Annotated in this window: 20 protein-coding genes and 1 tRNA gene; 4 read left to right on the forward strand and 17 right to left on the reverse strand. The window is 51.0% G+C overall.

Annotated elements, in window-relative coordinates:
- Positions 1–248: 248 nt before the first annotated feature.
- Positions 249–860, forward strand: coding sequence for a hypothetical protein (locus tag WBG83_RS19960; RefSeq protein ID WP_336747105.1), 612 nt, complete (start codon positions 249–251; stop codon positions 858–860).
- Between the two features lie 139 nt (positions 861–999).
- Here the strand turns inward: WBG83_RS19960 and WBG83_RS19965 are convergent, their stop codons facing one another.
- The 6 genes from WBG83_RS19965 to WBG83_RS19990 all read right to left on the reverse strand — a co-directional run bounded on the left by WBG83_RS19965 (position 1000) and on the right by WBG83_RS19990 (position 8374).
- Positions 1000–1857: a hypothetical protein gene (locus WBG83_RS19965; protein WP_336747106.1), complete on the reverse strand. Its 858-nt coding sequence runs from the start codon at positions 1855–1857 to the stop codon at positions 1000–1002.
- A gap of 127 nt (positions 1858–1984) precedes the next feature.
- Positions 1985–3268 carry an adenylosuccinate synthase gene (locus WBG83_RS19970; protein ID WP_336747107.1) on the reverse strand — a complete coding sequence of 428 codons (1284 nt, stop codon included), beginning with the start codon at positions 3266–3268 and terminating at the stop codon, positions 1985–1987.
- Positions 3269–3517: 249 nt separating this feature from the next.
- Positions 3518–4876, reverse strand: coding sequence for a replicative DNA helicase (gene dnaB, locus WBG83_RS19975; RefSeq protein ID WP_336747108.1), 1359 nt, complete (start codon positions 4874–4876; stop codon positions 3518–3520).
- Positions 4877–5027: 151 nt separating this feature from the next.
- Positions 5028–5471, reverse strand: coding sequence for a 50S ribosomal protein L9 (gene rplI / locus WBG83_RS19980; RefSeq protein ID WP_336747109.1), 444 nt, complete (start codon positions 5469–5471; stop codon positions 5028–5030).
- Entirely contained in the window at positions 5468–7426 is a 1959-nt protein-coding gene (locus WBG83_RS19985; protein ID WP_336747110.1) for a DHH family phosphoesterase, read from the reverse strand. The genes rplI and WBG83_RS19985 overlap by 4 nt, the downstream gene beginning before the upstream one ends.
- Before the next feature lie 21 nt (positions 7427–7447).
- Positions 7448–8374, reverse strand: a complete 927-nt coding sequence (locus tag WBG83_RS19990) for a DUF2232 domain-containing protein (RefSeq protein WP_336747111.1) — start codon at positions 8372–8374, stop codon at positions 7448–7450.
- A 129-nt stretch (positions 8375–8503) separates the two neighbouring features.
- Between WBG83_RS19990 and WBG83_RS19995 the strand changes: the two genes are divergently transcribed.
- A complete protein-coding gene (locus WBG83_RS19995; RefSeq protein ID WP_336747113.1) occupies positions 8504–8632 on the forward strand; it encodes a hypothetical protein in 129 nt (42 codons plus the stop codon).
- A gap of 67 nt (positions 8633–8699) precedes the next feature.
- Here WBG83_RS19995 and WBG83_RS20000 read toward each other — a convergent pair whose 3' ends face one another.
- From WBG83_RS20000 to rpsF, 4 genes are all read right to left on the reverse strand, one after another.
- Positions 8700–9215, reverse strand: a complete 516-nt coding sequence (locus tag WBG83_RS20000) for an RNA polymerase sigma factor (protein ID WP_336747114.1) — start codon at positions 9213–9215, stop codon at positions 8700–8702.
- A gap of 252 nt (positions 9216–9467) precedes the next feature.
- Complete coding sequence (gene rpsR, locus WBG83_RS20005) at positions 9468–9755, reverse strand: 30S ribosomal protein S18 (RefSeq protein WP_336747115.1); 288 nt, start codon at positions 9753–9755, stop codon at positions 9468–9470.
- Between the two features lie 21 nt (positions 9756–9776).
- Positions 9777–10301, reverse strand: coding sequence for a single-stranded DNA-binding protein (gene ssb / locus WBG83_RS20010; protein ID WP_336747116.1), 525 nt, complete (start codon positions 10299–10301; stop codon positions 9777–9779).
- A 34-nt stretch (positions 10302–10335) separates the two neighbouring features.
- Positions 10336–10623: a 30S ribosomal protein S6 gene (gene rpsF, locus WBG83_RS20015; protein WP_336747117.1), complete on the reverse strand. Its 288-nt coding sequence runs from the start codon at positions 10621–10623 to the stop codon at positions 10336–10338.
- Between the two features lie 210 nt (positions 10624–10833).
- On the opposite strand from rpsF, the gene WBG83_RS20020 reads away from it, so the two are divergent.
- Complete coding sequence (locus WBG83_RS20020; RefSeq protein ID WP_336747118.1) at positions 10834–11019, forward strand: YjzC family protein; 186 nt, start codon at positions 10834–10836, stop codon at positions 11017–11019.
- Between the two features lie 183 nt (positions 11020–11202).
- Here WBG83_RS20020 and WBG83_RS20025 read toward each other — a convergent pair whose 3' ends face one another.
- The 5 genes from WBG83_RS20025 to WBG83_RS20045 all read right to left on the reverse strand — a co-directional run bounded on the left by WBG83_RS20025 (position 11203) and on the right by WBG83_RS20045 (position 13361).
- Positions 11203–11565 carry a hypothetical protein gene (locus WBG83_RS20025; protein WP_336747119.1) on the reverse strand — a complete coding sequence of 121 codons (363 nt, stop codon included), beginning with the start codon at positions 11563–11565 and terminating at the stop codon, positions 11203–11205.
- Positions 11566–11732: 167 nt separating this feature from the next.
- Positions 11733–11823, reverse strand: a tRNA-Ser gene (locus tag WBG83_RS20030).
- A 75-nt stretch (positions 11824–11898) separates the two neighbouring features.
- Complete coding sequence (locus tag WBG83_RS20035) at positions 11899–12132, reverse strand: DUF951 domain-containing protein (protein ID WP_336747143.1); 234 nt, start codon at positions 12130–12132, stop codon at positions 11899–11901.
- 2 nt (positions 12133–12134) lie between these two features.
- A complete protein-coding gene (locus tag WBG83_RS20040; RefSeq protein ID WP_336747120.1) occupies positions 12135–13067 on the reverse strand; it encodes a mechanosensitive ion channel family protein in 933 nt (310 codons plus the stop codon).
- A gap of 39 nt (positions 13068–13106) precedes the next feature.
- Positions 13107–13361: a DUF3343 domain-containing protein gene (locus tag WBG83_RS20045; protein WP_336747122.1), complete on the reverse strand. Its 255-nt coding sequence runs from the start codon at positions 13359–13361 to the stop codon at positions 13107–13109.
- A 116-nt stretch (positions 13362–13477) separates the two neighbouring features.
- On the opposite strand from WBG83_RS20045, the gene yyaC reads away from it, so the two are divergent.
- On the forward strand, positions 13478–14116 hold the full coding sequence (gene yyaC / locus WBG83_RS20050; protein WP_336747123.1) for a spore protease YyaC: 639 nt from the start codon (positions 13478–13480) through the stop codon (positions 14114–14116).
- Here the strand turns inward: yyaC and WBG83_RS20055 are convergent.
- Both WBG83_RS20055 and WBG83_RS20060 read right to left on the reverse strand, forming a co-directional pair.
- Positions 14061–14558 carry a DUF4446 family protein gene (locus WBG83_RS20055; RefSeq protein ID WP_336747124.1) on the reverse strand — a complete coding sequence of 166 codons (498 nt, stop codon included), beginning with the start codon at positions 14556–14558 and terminating at the stop codon, positions 14061–14063. The two genes, yyaC and WBG83_RS20055, sit on opposite strands and share 56 nt — an antisense overlap.
- Before the next feature lie 51 nt (positions 14559–14609).
- On the reverse strand, positions 14610–15773 hold the full coding sequence (locus WBG83_RS20060) for an aminotransferase class V-fold PLP-dependent enzyme (protein WP_336747126.1): 1164 nt from the start codon (positions 15771–15773) through the stop codon (positions 14610–14612).
- Positions 15774–15832: the final 59 nt, after the last annotated feature.

Here is a 15832-nt window from a genome sequence, read left to right on the forward strand (position 1 = left end):
ACAGGAACTACCTGCCAATCCATTGTAAAGGATTTTTTTGCGTCTGAATGAGATAAATACAGAAAATTATGAAGATTTAGGGAAAATTAATGCAACGCTAGTGATTTCTACTGTATTTTTTGGAACAACCGCTTTCTTTCGAATGTTTGCATTTTATGAAGCCAATACGGTAGCAGGTTAGGGATATACTCCGACGGGTTTTAAACTTGTCTAGTAATCATCACATGAAAAGACAGGAGCAGAGAAGGATGAGAATTACTTGCTACTACGATTATTCGTACAGTATGGGTTATATTTATTTAAAACCACCCGCAGTTCACGAAGAAGCTGCCGATCACGAGCTGTATTTGCATTTGAATCCGGATCAAATCAGCATCCCTTACAATACAAGCACAAGCCTGGCTGCTTATCTAGACCAGATCCCGGTTGCCGCACCTACATTTCAAGCGGATGACCAGAAAGGTTACAACACCGAGTATGCCAACGATATGGATAAGCACGGCTATTTGACTGGGATTGAATTAAACCTCCATCCTGAACGATTTATTGATCTGGTGAAAAATCAAGCCTTTCAGTTAATCCAAACCGAGTGGAGAAACAGAGAATTCCATGTCATGACATTGGATCAGATGGATAATGTATTAAATCCTGAGAATGTCATATACAAATTGACCGATGAGGAAGATGCATTTGTTATTATTCGGCTCGAGGAGCCGGCGAAGCTGGGGAATCACTACACGAATGGAGAAAATAAGAGAGTCCCCATCGCCTCGTTTAAAGCATTAATTTCTGCAAGAGATGATATTTACCCCTTGGAATATTTACTAAAGCCAGACTTCGTTATGAGAAAAGACATGTAAACAAACTCCAGATAGGCTTCTTGCTTGAATGGCTGGCCTTCACGGTATCCCATCATCCGCCCTTCATCCCGCACTTCAACCTGCTTTTATTTATGCACTCTCGCAATACAAATGCAAGAGAAAACATAGTAACAAGCAATTAATTCGCCTTCGTTAAGAGCTTCACCAGCATCTGCATTTCCTCTGGCTCCACCCGGTTCTGGACAATGTGTTGTATCTTGGCGATCTCCTCCGGAGTCAGTCCGTCCTCCATAAGCGCGGAAATTTGCTGAAGCTCCTCCGAACTGAGCCGGTTAAAAATAATATTGAAAATTTGGGACTTATCCTCCGCAGATAAGCTCTCCTTGGCCCGCTGCAGCTGCTCGGTGGACATGGCGATTTCACCGCCGCCTCGGCTCCCTGTGCCTCCCTGACTGGCGCTGTGCGACTGGGCCCCCCCGCTGCTTCCCGTGCTTCCCTGTCCGGCCTGCGACTGGGCTTGCCCCTGACCCGCTCCGCTGCTCTGCGCCCATGCAGGCAATGCCTCCTCATTTAACCCGTGCAGATCATCACTGCCTGCCCCGGTGCCCTCATGGGTTTGCCCGGACTGGGCCATGCTTAAGCCTGTATCCCCCGGCCGGCTGCTCTTGCCGGTATCGTCAGAGACCGCCGGATAGGAGTTTTCCGCGCTCCCGGTGCCGGCTTTGGTCTGACCGCCGTCCCCGGATTGGCCTGAACCCGATTTTCCCTGTACGGCTGTTGAACCACGTGATCCGGAGCCGGCCGCACTGCTTGCCTGCTGTATCAGACCTTCCGCCTGATGGAGCACTCCGTTCCAGACCTGATTCAGGTCCGGTCTGCCCGCCAATACCTGCTGCTTCATCGCCGCTGGCAGAGGCAGCTTCTCTACCGCCTGCTCCGTATATGCCTGCAGCGTCAGCCACGTCGCCAGCATGGACACCCCCCCGGCCATCGCCAGCCCGACACACCCTTTTGCCAACCACATCATCCATTTCATATTTGCTGCCGCCCACCTTTGCGCTCAGTCCCTTTTTTACCCAGTATGGACCAAAACAAAAAAAAGAATCCCCTCTCCGGCCCCTGTTTCGGGCCAGATCGGAAATTCTTTGGTACAATGCCGCAAATTAATAAATGTCAAGTACGAGGTTAGTTTGCTCCCGGTTCCGTCCAACGGAGAAAATAGCGATTGGAATCCCTGTCAGCTGTTCGATTCGTTCTACATAACGGCGCGCATTCTCAGGCAGATCCGCCAATGTTTTGACGTTGCCGATGTCTTCGCTCCAGCCTGGCAGCTCTTCATAAATCGCTTCACACTCCGACAGCATGTTCAAGCTGGCCGGATAATGCTCGATAACTTCCCCGCGGTATTTGTAGCTGGTGCAGATTTTCACCGTTTCCAGACCCGACAGAACGTCAATCGAGTTCAGGGACAAGCCGGTAATTCCGCTGACCCGGCGCGCATGACGCACCACAACACTGTCGAACCAGCCTACACGGCGCGGACGGCCGGTTGTTGTGCCGTACTCATTGCCTTTTTCGCGAATCCAGTTTCCGGTCTCATTGTTCAGCTCGGTTGGGAACGGTCCGTCGCCGACACGGGTCGTATACGCTTTGGCTACGCCAATAACCTGCTGAATCTTGGACGGGCCTACGCCGGAGCCGATGCACACGCCGCCAGCCGTCGGATTGGACGATGTTACGAACGGGTATGTGCCTTGGTCGATATCCAGCATAACCCCTTGCGCGCCCTCGAACAGCACTTTTTTGCCGCCATCAATCGCATCGTTCAGCACGACGGAGGTGTCTGTTACATACTTGCGAAGCACTTCCGCGTAACCGAGGTATTCCTTCAAGATTGGCTCCACATCCAACGGCTCGGCGCCGTATACGGACTGAATGAGCGTGTTTTTCTCAGCAATGATGCGGCGCAGCTTTTGCTCGAACTCGGCCGAATCCATCAGATCCGCAATCCGAATCCCGTTGCGAGCCGCTTTATCCATATAACAAGGCCCGATCCCCTTGCGGGTCGTTCCGATTTTGTTATCGCCTTTGCGGTCTTCCTCCAAGCCGTCCAGCAGCAAGTGATACGGCATGATGACATGCGCGCGATCGCTGATGCGCAGGTTGTCCGTAGAGAAGCCGTGACCGTGAATATACTCAAGTTCTTCAATCAGCGCCTGCGGATTAATAACCATCCCGTTGCCGATGACACAAATTTTATCGCCATAAAAAATACCCGAAGGCACCAAGTGCAGCTTATACTTTTTATCCTGAATCAAAATGGTATGGCCGGCATTGTTTCCGCCTTGGTAACGAGCCACCACTTCAGCGTTTTCCGCCAAAAAGTCAGTGATCTTTCCTTTTCCTTCATCGCCCCATTGGGTCCCTACCACAACCACAGTTGACATCGTTCATTACCCCCAGAAGGCACCTTGCCCGTGCCCGGTTTTCATGCCATATTGGCATTTTGACAGCAGTTCCAGTGTATCAAGTTACAAAAATAAAGTCAATGTAATAACGAACAATTCCGCGAAGGGCTGTATAATTGTTCGTCTCTTTGACAAGACTGATGACGTTAATCCGCAGACGCTGCCAGCCAGCCCGCCCGGAATGAAAGCCTCTCCAAACACAGAAAGGCTCCCTGCAGGCTCGCCCCGTTACATTCCGGAAGCCTCCGAATGGGTCCGGTCCAAGCTGACGAACTTATTGAAGTTTTTGAGAAAAGCCAGCTCCACGGTGCCGACAGGGCCGTTCCGCTGCTTGGCAATAATAATCTCGATGATGTTCTTCTTCTCGGATTCTTTATCGTAGTAATCATCCCGGTACAAGAACGCTACGATGTCCGCATCCTGCTCAATCGAGCCGGATTCCCGGAGGTCTGACATCATCGGCCGCTTATCCTGCCGCTGCTCCACGCCCCGGCTGAGCTGAGACAGCGCTATTACCGGAACATCAAGCTCCCTGGCAATTTGCTTGAGTGTCCGCGAGATTTCGGATACTTCCTGCTGCCGGTTCTCGCCGGCTTTGCCCCGCCCTTGAATAAGCTGCAAATAATCAATCAGAATCATACCCAGCCCTTTTTCCTTCTTCAGGCGGCGGCACTTGGCCCGGATATCGGCTACGGTTACAGACGGGGAATCGTCAATATAGATGCTGGCTTCCCCGAGAGACCCGATCGCCATCGTCAGCTTCTCCCAGTCATCCCCCTGCAAATCCCCGTTACGAATCCGGCTGGCGTCTACATTGGCTTCTGCGCAGATCATCCGCTGCACCAGCTGTGCCGCGCCCATCTCGAGGCTGAAGATAGCCACGGTTTCTTTGGCCCGCACCCCTACATTTTGGGCAATGTTCAGGGCAAACGCCGTTTTACCGACTGAAGGACGCGCCGCCACTATAATGAGGTCTGATCGCTGGAAGCCGGCCGTCATTTTGTCCAAATCGGCAAATCCGGAAGGAATTCCGGTGGTCCCGCCTTTATGGGAATACAAATATTCTACCCGGTCGAATACCTCCATCAATACATCCCGGATCGCGACAAAGCCCGTCCCGGAACGGCGCTGGGAGATTTCCAGAATCCGCTTCTCCGCATCGCTCAGCAAATCGCCTACATCTTCACCGCCGGCATAGCCATTGCTGACCAGCTGTGTGGCTGTGCGGATTAATCGGCGCAGTGTGGATTTTTCCTCCACGATTTGGGCATAATAATCCACGTTCGCCGCCGTCGGCACGCTGCTGGCCAGCTCGCTGAGGTAGCTGACGCCGCCGATATCCTCCAGCTGCTGGTTATCCTGCAGCCGGGCCGTTAATGTGATCAGATCAATCGGCTCTTCCTCAGCAGCCAGCTCCTGCATCGCTGCAAAGATCGATTGATGTGACCCGCGGTAGAAGTCCTCGCTGGAGATTCGCTCCAGAACCGTAACCAGCGCTTCGCTCTCCAGCAATATGGCTCCAAGCACCGCCTGCTCCGCTTCCAGATTTTGCGGGGGAACCCGATCAAATATGGCCTGTCCGTCCATAGCCGCCTCCCTCTTCTACTTCCGTAAATCTGTGCTGATTCTGCAATTGTCCGCTGCTGAACACAGTAGAAAACCGCAGCAGAACAAGTGGCAGGTTCTACCGCGGCTTCTTCAACTTCGATCCTCACAAAACTGCAAAATCAGTAACAACTTATTCTTCCATGACATGAACCTTCAGCTTTGCGGTCACTTCAGGATGCAGCTTAACCGGCACCTGGGTAACTCCGAGTGAACGAATCGGCTCATCCAGCACCAGCTTGCGCTTATCAATCTTCAGCTTCAATTTGGCCAGCTCATCACCGATTTTGCTGCTTGTAATCGAGCCGAACAAGCGACCGCCCTCGCCAGCCTTTGTTTTGATTTGCACCGTAATCTCTTCCAGCTTCTTGCCCAGCTCAATCGCTTCTTCTTTCTCACGCTCTTTGCGCTTCTGCTCGCCTTTTTTCAGCTCTTCGGCCTGCTTCACGTTTCCTTCCGACGCTGGAGAAACGACACCTCTCGGAATTAGAAAGTTGCGTGCGTAGCCTTCCGAGACCTCTTTAACTTCGCCTTTTTTGCCTTGACCCTTCATATCCTTCAGAAATACGACCTTCATTCGAACAACCCCTCTTCCTCGTCAATTTCTTTCAATACCTGCTTCAATCGTGCGGCCACTACCGGCAGTGTGCCCTCCACTTGAGCGGCAGCGTTCGTCAAATGGCCGCCGCCGCCCATCCGTTCCATTACCAGCTGAACGTTGATTTGCCCCAGCGACCGGGCGCTGATGCCGATTAAACCGTCCGGCCTTTCGCTTATTACAAAGGAGGCCATAATATCTGTCATATTCAACAATGTATCAGCAACCTGCGCGATGAGCAACTGAGAATATTTGCGATTCGGCTCTGCCACAGCTAACGAGATATGCTGATAAATAATTTCCGCATGCTTCATAATTTCCGCTTTTTTGAGATACTGCTCCAAATCCTCTTTCAGCATCCGTTGAATGAGCGCGGAATCAGCGCCGCTGCGCCGCAGAAATGAGGCTGCTTCAAAGGTCCGGGCGCCGGTTCGCAGGGCAAAGCTTTTCGTGTCGACCACGATGCCCGCCAAAAGCGCCGTAGCCTCCAGCACCTCCATATTCAGCCGTTCATTGAAGTACTGCAGCAGCTCGGTAACCAGCTCGCAGGTTGACGATGCATAAGGCTCCATATACACCAGAGTCGCTTCAATGAATTCCTCGCTGCGCCGGTGGTGGTCGATGACTACGGTGCGGCTCGTTTGCTGCAGCAGACGCGGCTCTGCAACCATGGATGCCTTATGGGTATCGACAACTACGGCCAATGTCCTGGGATTCATAATTTGAACAGCCTGCTCCGGCGTAATAAACCATCGGTTCAGCTTCTCATCCTCGCCAATCGTTTCCATGAGCCGGTGAATAGACGGATTGACCGCCTCCAGCACGATATAGCCTTCCTTGCTGCTTACCTGCACAGCCTTGAGCACGCCAATCGCCGCCCCAATGGAGTCCATGTCCGGCATTCGGTGGCCCATGATGACGACTTTGTCGCTCTCCCGGATTAAATCCCGCAGCGCGTGGGAGATGACCCGTGCCCGCACCCTCGTCCGCTTCTCCACAGCATTTGAACGGCCGCCGTAGAACGAGAGCCGCTGGCCGACCTTCACCGCCGCCTGATCGCCGCCCCGGCCCAGCGCCATGTCCAGGCTCGCCTGCGCCTGCTGGCCGAGCTGCATCAAATTATCGGCGCCGCTGGCGATCCCGATACTTAGCGTAAGCGGCAGCTTGTATTCCTGCGTCAAATCACGGACATCATCCAAAATTTCAAACCGGTCCTGCTCAAGCTGCTTTAAGGTTTTCTGATCCATCAAAATGAGGTACCGGTCGGTTGAGAGCCTGCGGATAAACACCTGATGCCTTTGCGTCCAGGCTGTCATCTCGCCTGTTACCTTGGCAAGCATGATGCTGCGAGTCTGCTCATCCATCCCCTGCGAGGCCTCATCCAAATTATCAAGCATAATAATGCCCAGCGCGATCCGTTCTTCCTCATACCGCTGTGTGACATTCGCCAGCGCCGTCCGGTCATAAATGTACAGCAGCCGCTCCTCCGATTTAATCATCGCCTGATACATAAACTGATTCAGGGAGAAATCAATCCGGGCTTCCTTCTCCTTACGGCCCTTTAACTGGGGCAGCAAATCCCCCAGCGCCTCGCCCAGCAGCGACTCCTTATCGAACATCCGGCTTACGAAGGCGTTATGCCACTCAATCGCCCCTTCTTCATTGTACAGAATGATGCCGATAGGCAGCTCATTAAACACCTCATTGCCGGCTTTTTTGACCCGGTGGCTTAAGGTGAGCACGTAGTCATTCAGCTCTTTGCGAAAAGCAGCTTCCGCTCTCATCGTAAAATACGCAAGCGCTCCGCACAAAACAGCGGAAATCCCCCCTAGCAGCGGCTCGTAGGCGAACAGCACGACAGTCAGCAGCAAAAGCAGCACAAAGCACCACAGCATATGCTGTCCATGCCAGCGGTGAAACAGGAATTTCGGCATTCTTCGGTCCCTACCCTTTCTTTACTTCGCCTTCATCCGTTCCCGAATCGGAAATGCAACATCGAAAACACCCAGCATCGCCAGCAGCGTCTGAAACGGCGGAAAAATAACAAAAATAAAGGCGAGGACCGGCAAGGCGTAGTTCCACCCTTTCTGATAACACACAAACGACAAGAACGCCACAGCCTGTACTCCGAACGTAAACGTCAATATCGGAAGCAGGTTCATAAGAATAACTGCGAGCATCGACTGACTATCCTGAACGAACAAAAAGCTGCATACGAGCGCAATCAAGTAAATCCATACGAATGATTTAGGGAGCATCCATTCACGCACCGGCTTTAAGCCCGGAATCTCGGCTCCATAGCGGTTCAACAGCTTTCTGCCAAGCCAATGCGTAATCACCGTGTAGTAAAAGGCAAACGCAATCAGAAACATTGGAATGATTTGCGTCATGGTCGTAAGGGTGAGATCCACCACTTCCTGAGGAAGCTGCATATGGAGTAACTGCTGGGACAGGGCCATGCTTTCCTGCATGTAATTCCGGAGTCCCTTGGTTACGTTATACCCCATCAGCGTCAAAAGCACGAGCATAAGCAGCTGCTGGCCGAGCAGTGTCATCACACCGGCAGTAATCGCGGAACGGGCTGGCGCTTTTTTGCGGTACAGGGTTCCCATAATGACAACAGGCGATAAAAAGAACGCCGCAATCATAATACCGGCATAGCCAATAAATGAGAGCTGAAGCAGCATACTGACGGCCAACAGCCCAATCAAGCTTCCCACAAAAGCGGCCGCAAATACAGGCGTCCGGTTTTTGACAAACAAAATCAGTGGCGGAATGGCAACGAAATGTATCGTCAAAAGCCCCAGCGGCGTAAGACTAAGAAACAATAAAACGAGATAGATCAAGCTCCAGAGCAAAGTCTGCTTTTTGCTAAATGGCAATATGGTCACCTCTTGCACGTTGTCATTTCCGCTCCTTGCGGTTCTTAAGCACTCCCTCCTATTATAACATACTGATACGGACAAGTTCACGTTATCGTTTCACGGATCCGGCATCGGGGAGAGGAAAAGATGACGCGGAGCCTGAACAGCAGCACAGTGAGAGCCGACAGCCTGCTTGAGCGTTCCCTTAATGACAAGCCCTCTCCAGGCAAGCTCGGGGCCTTGTCTAAGACGTATGCATCTATCGGCCGCATGTAGACAACAAAAACCGCGTAATCGGGCTTACAATCCCCAATCACGCGGTATGGCAATATTACTTCTAGACTCAGCGGGCCTCCGTCAAATCAACCCAATTCCGCATGCGCCTGCGCGCCCGGAAAACGACGGATTTAACCGTATTCTCGGAGCAGCCCAGCCGCTTGGCTATCACCTGATAGCTGACGCCTTCACGCTGAATCATATGAAGCACCGCCTGCTCCCGCGGCTTCAGACGCTGAATCGCGGTTCCGATTTCGTCCCGCATCTCTCCAGCCAGCAGCATCCGCTCCGGGGTATGCTGCTCCAGACCAAGCGGCTCCGGTATGGCTTCAATTGGAACGCCGCTCCATTTTTTGTTTTTGCGCCAATTGTCCACGAACAGATGGTACGCCGTCCGGTACAACCAGGCTTTTGCCGTTTCGGGATTGATCGCCCGCATGTACATTCGCATGAACGCTTCTTGTGCGATATCCTCCGCATCTTGATCATTGCGTGTATAGCGGTATATGTAGTGCTGCAGCGGAATTAAGTATTTGTGGTACATTGTAGCGAACTGTTCTGCGCCAATAACTGGTGGGTGCATAGAAACCGGCCTTTCATGTATTGGTTTTTCACTCCGGCCTTAATGTACCAATTCTTTCTTAACAATCCCCGGCGCATTTCCTTAAATAATTCTTAAGTTTAAGAAGACGCAGCAAAAACAACCGGCCTTCTCTTTCGGGCTCCTCCTTCTGGTCCTTGTGCGATACACCGCAAATAACTAAAAAATGGTTCAAAAAAAGAGGCGTTCCTTTACGCCGAAGCATAAAGGAAGCCTCTTTTTATCTCATCGGAACTACTCCGTAGTGTACGGCAGCAATGCGATTTGACGCGCGCGTTTAACCGCAACGGTCAGCATACGCTGATATTTCGCGCTTGTTCCAGTTACACGGCGCGGCAAGATTTTACCACGCTCGCTGATGAACTTACGGAGAGTATCAACATCTTTGTAGTCGATGTGAGTGATTTTATTAACAGTGAAGAAACAAACTTTCCGGCGTTTGTTACGTCCGCCTTTGCGGCCGCCAAACTTTCTTTCCGGACGCTCGTCTCCACCAGCGTTTTCTCTCTTTTGGAAAGCCATGTTGTTTTCAGTCCTTTCATCTTAAAATGGTAGGTCGTCGTCCGATATGTCGATTGGTTTGCCGTCATCTGAGAACGGATCCTGATTACCGCCACCACGGTTATTACCGCCATTATACCGGCTGCCGCCTGCGTTTCCGCCGCCACTGCCTCCGGACTGGTAATTGCTGCGTCCACCGCCGTAGCCGCCTTCTTCCGGCATCGAAGAACCGCCTCCTCCGCCACTACCAGAAGACTCCAAGAACCGGACATTGTCAGCCACCACTTCGGTAACATACACTTTCCGACCTTCAGCGTTTTCATAGTTGCGGGTTTGAATGCGCCCTTCTACTGCTGTCAGACGACCCTTGCGCAAATAATTCGCGCACGTTTCAGCCAGCTGACGCCAGGTAACAATATCGATAAAGTCCGCTTCACGGTCGCCCTGCTGATTAGAGTACGAACGGTTAACAGCTAAGGAAAACTGCGTTACCGCTACGCCGGCTGGCGTATATCGGAGCTCTGGATCACGGGTCAGTCTGCCGATTAGAATGACACGGTTTAACAATCAACATCCCTCCAGACTTTACAAAACACGAATCTTAGGCAACGTCTTTGACGATCAGGTAACGAATGATTTCATCTTTAGAAATCTTCATCACACGGTCAAGCTCCGCTACCACTTCAGGAGTGGCTGTGAAATTCACCAAAACGTAAATTCCATCACGGGACTTGTTGATCTCATACGCAAGACGGCGTTTACCCATTACATCATGCTTCGTAATTTCGCCACCATTCGAGATGATGCCTTGGAATTTCTCCACGACAGCTTGAACAGCTTCCTGGTCAAGGTCAGTACGGATTACGTACATCACTTCATATTTGCGCATATCGATTCACCTCCTCTTGGACTAAACGGCCCCTACTTCGGCATCGCCTTCTGGAGCAAGGAGCGAGCATTGCATTGCAATAAAAACTCGCACCATAATATGATACCAAAATGAATCGCCCATGACAAGCAGATACCGAATAAAACCGGAATAAAACCAGAACTCTTTTCGCACACTACAGCAGACAAAGCTGATGGAGGTGAGAAGCAAATGGGAGAACCAACCCAATTCAAGCCGGGAGACAAAGCGCCGAAGAGCGCCGAGTACATTGAGAAAGGCGATTCCGATCATCACATGGGTATCAATGATCCGAAGCACGTCACTTTGGAGCAGGGCGATATTTTTCCGGAAACGACGAACAAGAACCGCCAGTGGACCTACAAAAACCGGATCTAGCGAAATAGCTTTATCGCGTGCCGTTTACAGTGCTTCTGATTTCAGCTTGTCCCGCTGGAATAAAATGAAAACCTGCCTTGGGAGCCCAATCTCCGTCAGGCAGGTTTTTCATTTTTCTGTGAAAGAGCTGCTTTCAGCTTTCATACCGGGGACACGACAGAGCGATAGAGAGTCATGACGGTTTTATAAGATTGGAAGATGCGCGGGCTGTTCCGCTTCCACCACCGGGGAGGACAAAGCGGCCTCCACCCTGCTTCGGATATCTCCGTAGGCCAGCAGCTTGGCATACAATTCAGATCGCGCCTGCTCCAGCCATCCCTCAGGCTGGTACGCTTGATGCAGACTGTTCTCAAACCAGTCGATTTCAAAGGAAGACTCGTTCTTCGTCAGAAAAGGCAGCTCCAGTGTATTATGATCGGCATTGTACTTGAAATACGCCAAATACTCCTCGTGCTCCATCCCTTCCAGCACGACCTTGACTTCCGCATACTGCCGATCATGATTTCGTATCGTCTGCACATACGCCGCGTGAGCAATCTTCAGCATACCGGGGCCTCCTTTTTTTCTTCTTACCTTCCCCCGGCCGGGGTCTTCTCATCCCGCTTCAACCGGCACACTGGCTGGTACATATCGCCTTCTCTAAACTCCGGTATCCATAAAAATCAAAAACTCTTCTGCACTCAGCAGAAGAGTTATGTTCATCATGGTATGAATGGCGGAAAGGGTGGGATTCGAACCCACGCACGCCTCGCGACGCCTAGCTGATTTCGAGTCAGCCCCCTTGGGCCTCTTGGGTACCTTTCCATATCTCCGCTGAAACAGCGGACAAAACGTATTATAACACGCTTAACTGCCAACTAGCAAGCCTGTATTTCAAAATCATTCCGAAGGGTTCCCCCCGTCACCTCCCGGCACACCGGTTGCCGCAGAACGAAGCACTTTTTTCAGCTTCTTCTCAAATTTTTGCCGCGGCACAAGCACACTGTGCTTACAGCCCACGCATTTGATCCGGATATCCATACCCATCCGAATAATCTCCCATTCGTTGGTTCCGCATGGATGAGGCTTTTTCATTTGTACGATATCGCCCAATTGAAACGTTTTCCCCTGCATCATTACTTTGTCTCCGTTCTATATAAAGTCGCCAAACCCGGCAGTGTCGGCATCGCGATTCCGTGTTCGTCCAACGCCTTCTTGATTTCGGCATTCAGCTTCCGCCCCACCGCAAAGTGTGTATTCGGCATACATTCCGCCGTCACCCGAATTACAATTTCCAGACCGTTCAGAGATTGAACGCCTAACACATCCGGCTCTTTCATCATATTCTCCTCGGCCTCATACTGCGCAGAAACCGTCTCCTTAATAACCGTCAGCGCGCGATCAATATCTGTGACAGAAGAAATGGAGACATCGACTACGGCGAGTGAATTGTTCACGGAGAAGTTGGTCACTTGAGTAATCGAGCCATTAGGAATGATATGCACTTCCCCAGTCCAACTGCGAATCCGGGTCACTCGCAAACCGATTTCCTCCACTGTGCCTTTAAATGTGCCGGTTTGAATAATGTCCCCAACCGCGAACTGATCCTCGAAAATAATAAAAAAACCTGTAATTACATCCTTCACCAGACTTTGTGCCCCAAAGCCGATGGCCAGACCAAGCACTCCGGCTCCAGCCAAAAAAGGCGCCAAGTCAAACCCTAACAGCTTCAAAATCAATAGAACCGCAATGAAATTGACAATATATGAGATGACATTGTTGAACAGCTTGCCGATGGTATGCGTCCGGCGGGTATCCAGCTTAATTGGCCCGCGATCCTTGACGGACATGAAATGATTGGCCGTTTTGTGGGCCACTTTAATGAAAAGCCGGCTTACGATCAGGATCGCCGCGATTTTCACAACAATGAGCAGTAACGTGGTCCACAAGAGAGGATCTGTGAAATAAGCAACCATTTTAGTTTTCAGCGTTCCCAACGTTTCCGGCTCTTCTCCGGCCGTTGCTCCTGTTGACAGTATCCCCTGCTGCAAGGATGTCCAAACAGACATTCCCTTCTCCCCCTCTTATTCTTAAACGAATAAAGCGTCTTAGCCTATAGCTACCTCAGTATATTCATCCTGCTGTCTTGCGAATATCCCGCGAATTTCAACCTGCTCGGAGAGAATGATGCTCTTCACTTCATCCAGCTGATCGGAGGGGAATTCAATAGATAACGCACAGCCAGCTGTAATTTGCTTGGGGGTCGGCCGGATGTCGATGTCAATATCGGCATATTCCAGCAGCATCTCTGCACGCAGTGCCTGCTGCGTAGAATCAAAGGCAATGAGCATGTGCGAATCCATTCATAATTCCTCCCGGATTGTTCCTAGCAGTAACGTATAAAAGTCTAGCAACCTCCATATACTAGTAAAAACAGAAAGCACTTACGCGATTCTGATCAATACTTGGAGGGATACCGATGAGCCTGTTTCCGGAAGCAGCCGCACCTCAGCCGAATCCAGCACCTTTATTCAAAATGTCTTACCAAGAGTGTAACACCGCTGAGTTGTTGTCTCAACAGCTTGTACGAACCTTTAGCCACGTGCCCTACCGGCAGGCCATTGTCGTCGTGTGTGTAGGAACAGATCGCTCCACGGGAGATTCTCTCGGGCCGCTCGTCGGCTCCAAAATTCAGTCCCTGCATCATCCCCGCTTCGGCTTGTTCGGCACACTTGAAGAGCCGGTGCATGCGATGAATCTGGCCGAAACGATAGCTTCAATTAACAAACAATACGATTCTCCGTTTATTGTAGCGATTGATGCCTGTCTCGGCCAGCTGTCCAGCGTCGGAAATATTCAGCTTGGAGAAGGCCCCATTAAGCCAGGTGCGGGAGTTAATAAAGAACTTCCTCCGGTCGGCGATGTCCACATTAAAGGCATTGTAAACGTCGGAGGATTTATGGAATTTTTCGTGCTGCAGAACACGCGGTTGAGCGTGGTTATGCAAATGTCCGATGTTATCGCTTCCGCCTTGTCACGAGCCTTGACCAGAACGCTCCGGCCTACGACGAGCTCCCTTGTCCGCTCCGAGCAATCGCTTCTTTCTCTTCAGGAGTAAGCGTATACGTCGATTGTCCCTTGGCAACAGGCTTCGCATAAATGTAGGTGTCTTCCCGGTTATGAATTCCTGTGAGTACAACACCATCCTGATATTCGTTCAAAATGGCTACAGAAAAGCTCAAATCATTTCCACGCTCGCCAAAGGCGTTATACCGATGCACTCCAACCTTGGATTGCATTTTTTTCATATCCGCCTGAATCTGGACGCTCGTTTGCTGCTGCCGGACTTGTCCCTCCTGCAGCTCATTCACCCTTTTCTGCAAATCGATAACAAGCTGCTCCATGTTGTCCGTGGTGCCGTTGTTAATGAATTGAAGGTACTGACTGCGAACACGGCCCAGCTTCCTGGAGACCCCCAGCAGTAGAAAAAATAAAACGACGACCAGCACAAGCAAAGCAATGATAGCATACGTCAGTTGTTCCGTGCTTAATAAAATCATGTCCTGCGCACTCCCTTTGTCTCTCTAGATCTAGCTTTCATTGCTTAGAAACTAGCTTTCATAATGACGGCAAATTTGGGTGACGGCATCAATAAGTGTATCTACTTCTTCTTCAGTAGTAAAATATCCCACACTCGCCCGAACAGCGCCTTTGCCTACTGTCTTGGCGACCTCATGCGCAAGCGGAGTGCAATGGTAGCCCGATCGTACTGCAATCTGGAACGATTGATCGAGTATAAAGGCCATTTCTGAAGCATCGACGCCTTCATGATAGAAGGAAACAATCCCTGTCCGGTTCTCTCCCAGCTTCGGACCAAGCAGATGCAGACGGTTAATGCCCTGCAGCGCCTCCATGATTTTCTGAGTGAAGGCCCATTCCTTCTGATGAATGGCTTCAAGCTTTTGCTCAAGAACAAACTTGACCCCTGCGTTTAAGCCTGCAATCCCGACTGTATTCTGAGTGCCCGACTCATACTTATCCGGTCTTACATTCGGCTGGCCGATGGCTTCCGATTGGCTCCCGGTCCCGCCGTGGAAAACAGGCTCCAGCTCCAGCTCAGGGTGAATATATAAGCCTCCGGTCCCTTGCGGCCCAAGCAGCCCCTTATGCCCTGGAAAAGCCAGCATATCAATCTCCATCTGCTCCACATGGATTGGCAGAGTGCCTGCCGTTTGGGCGGCGTCCACCAGCACCTTCAGCTGAGGAAAGCTTTTTTTCAGCTTCGCTATGTATTGTATCGGGAAAATACTTCCTAACAGGTTTGATCCATGGCTGAGCACGAGCAATGATGTGTCTGGACGAACCACCGACACCAGCTCATTCCAATCAATTGTTCCATCCTCTTGCGAGGAGACATAGCTAACCTCAACCCCGCGGGTTTCTTTGAGAAATTCCAACGGCCTGCGAACCGAGTTATGCTCCAGTGAGGTGCTGACCACATGCTGCCCCGGCTTAACAAATCCTTTTATCGCCTGGTTCAAGGCCATTGTTGTATTTAAAGCGAAAGAAATATCGTTTGGATTTTTAACCCCAAACAGCTTCGCCAAATTTTTTCTGGCTTCGAACAGAACCCGGCTGGCCTGTACAGCCATTTGATGGCTTCCTCTGCCCGGATTGGCAGCAGCATCTTCCAGGCTGCGCATCATCGCCTCCGACACAGCACCCGGCTTGGGCCAGGACGATGCGGCATTATCGAAATAGATAACCTTAGACATTTCCAGTTTTTCTCACCTTTCTCCTGAGCTAAAACAAGGCATACCTGGTTGAGATTTTC

Source organism: Paenibacillus sp. y28 (genome assembly GCF_037137075.1).
Classification (GTDB): domain Bacteria; phylum Bacillota; class Bacilli; order Paenibacillales; family NBRC-103111; genus JBBBNV01.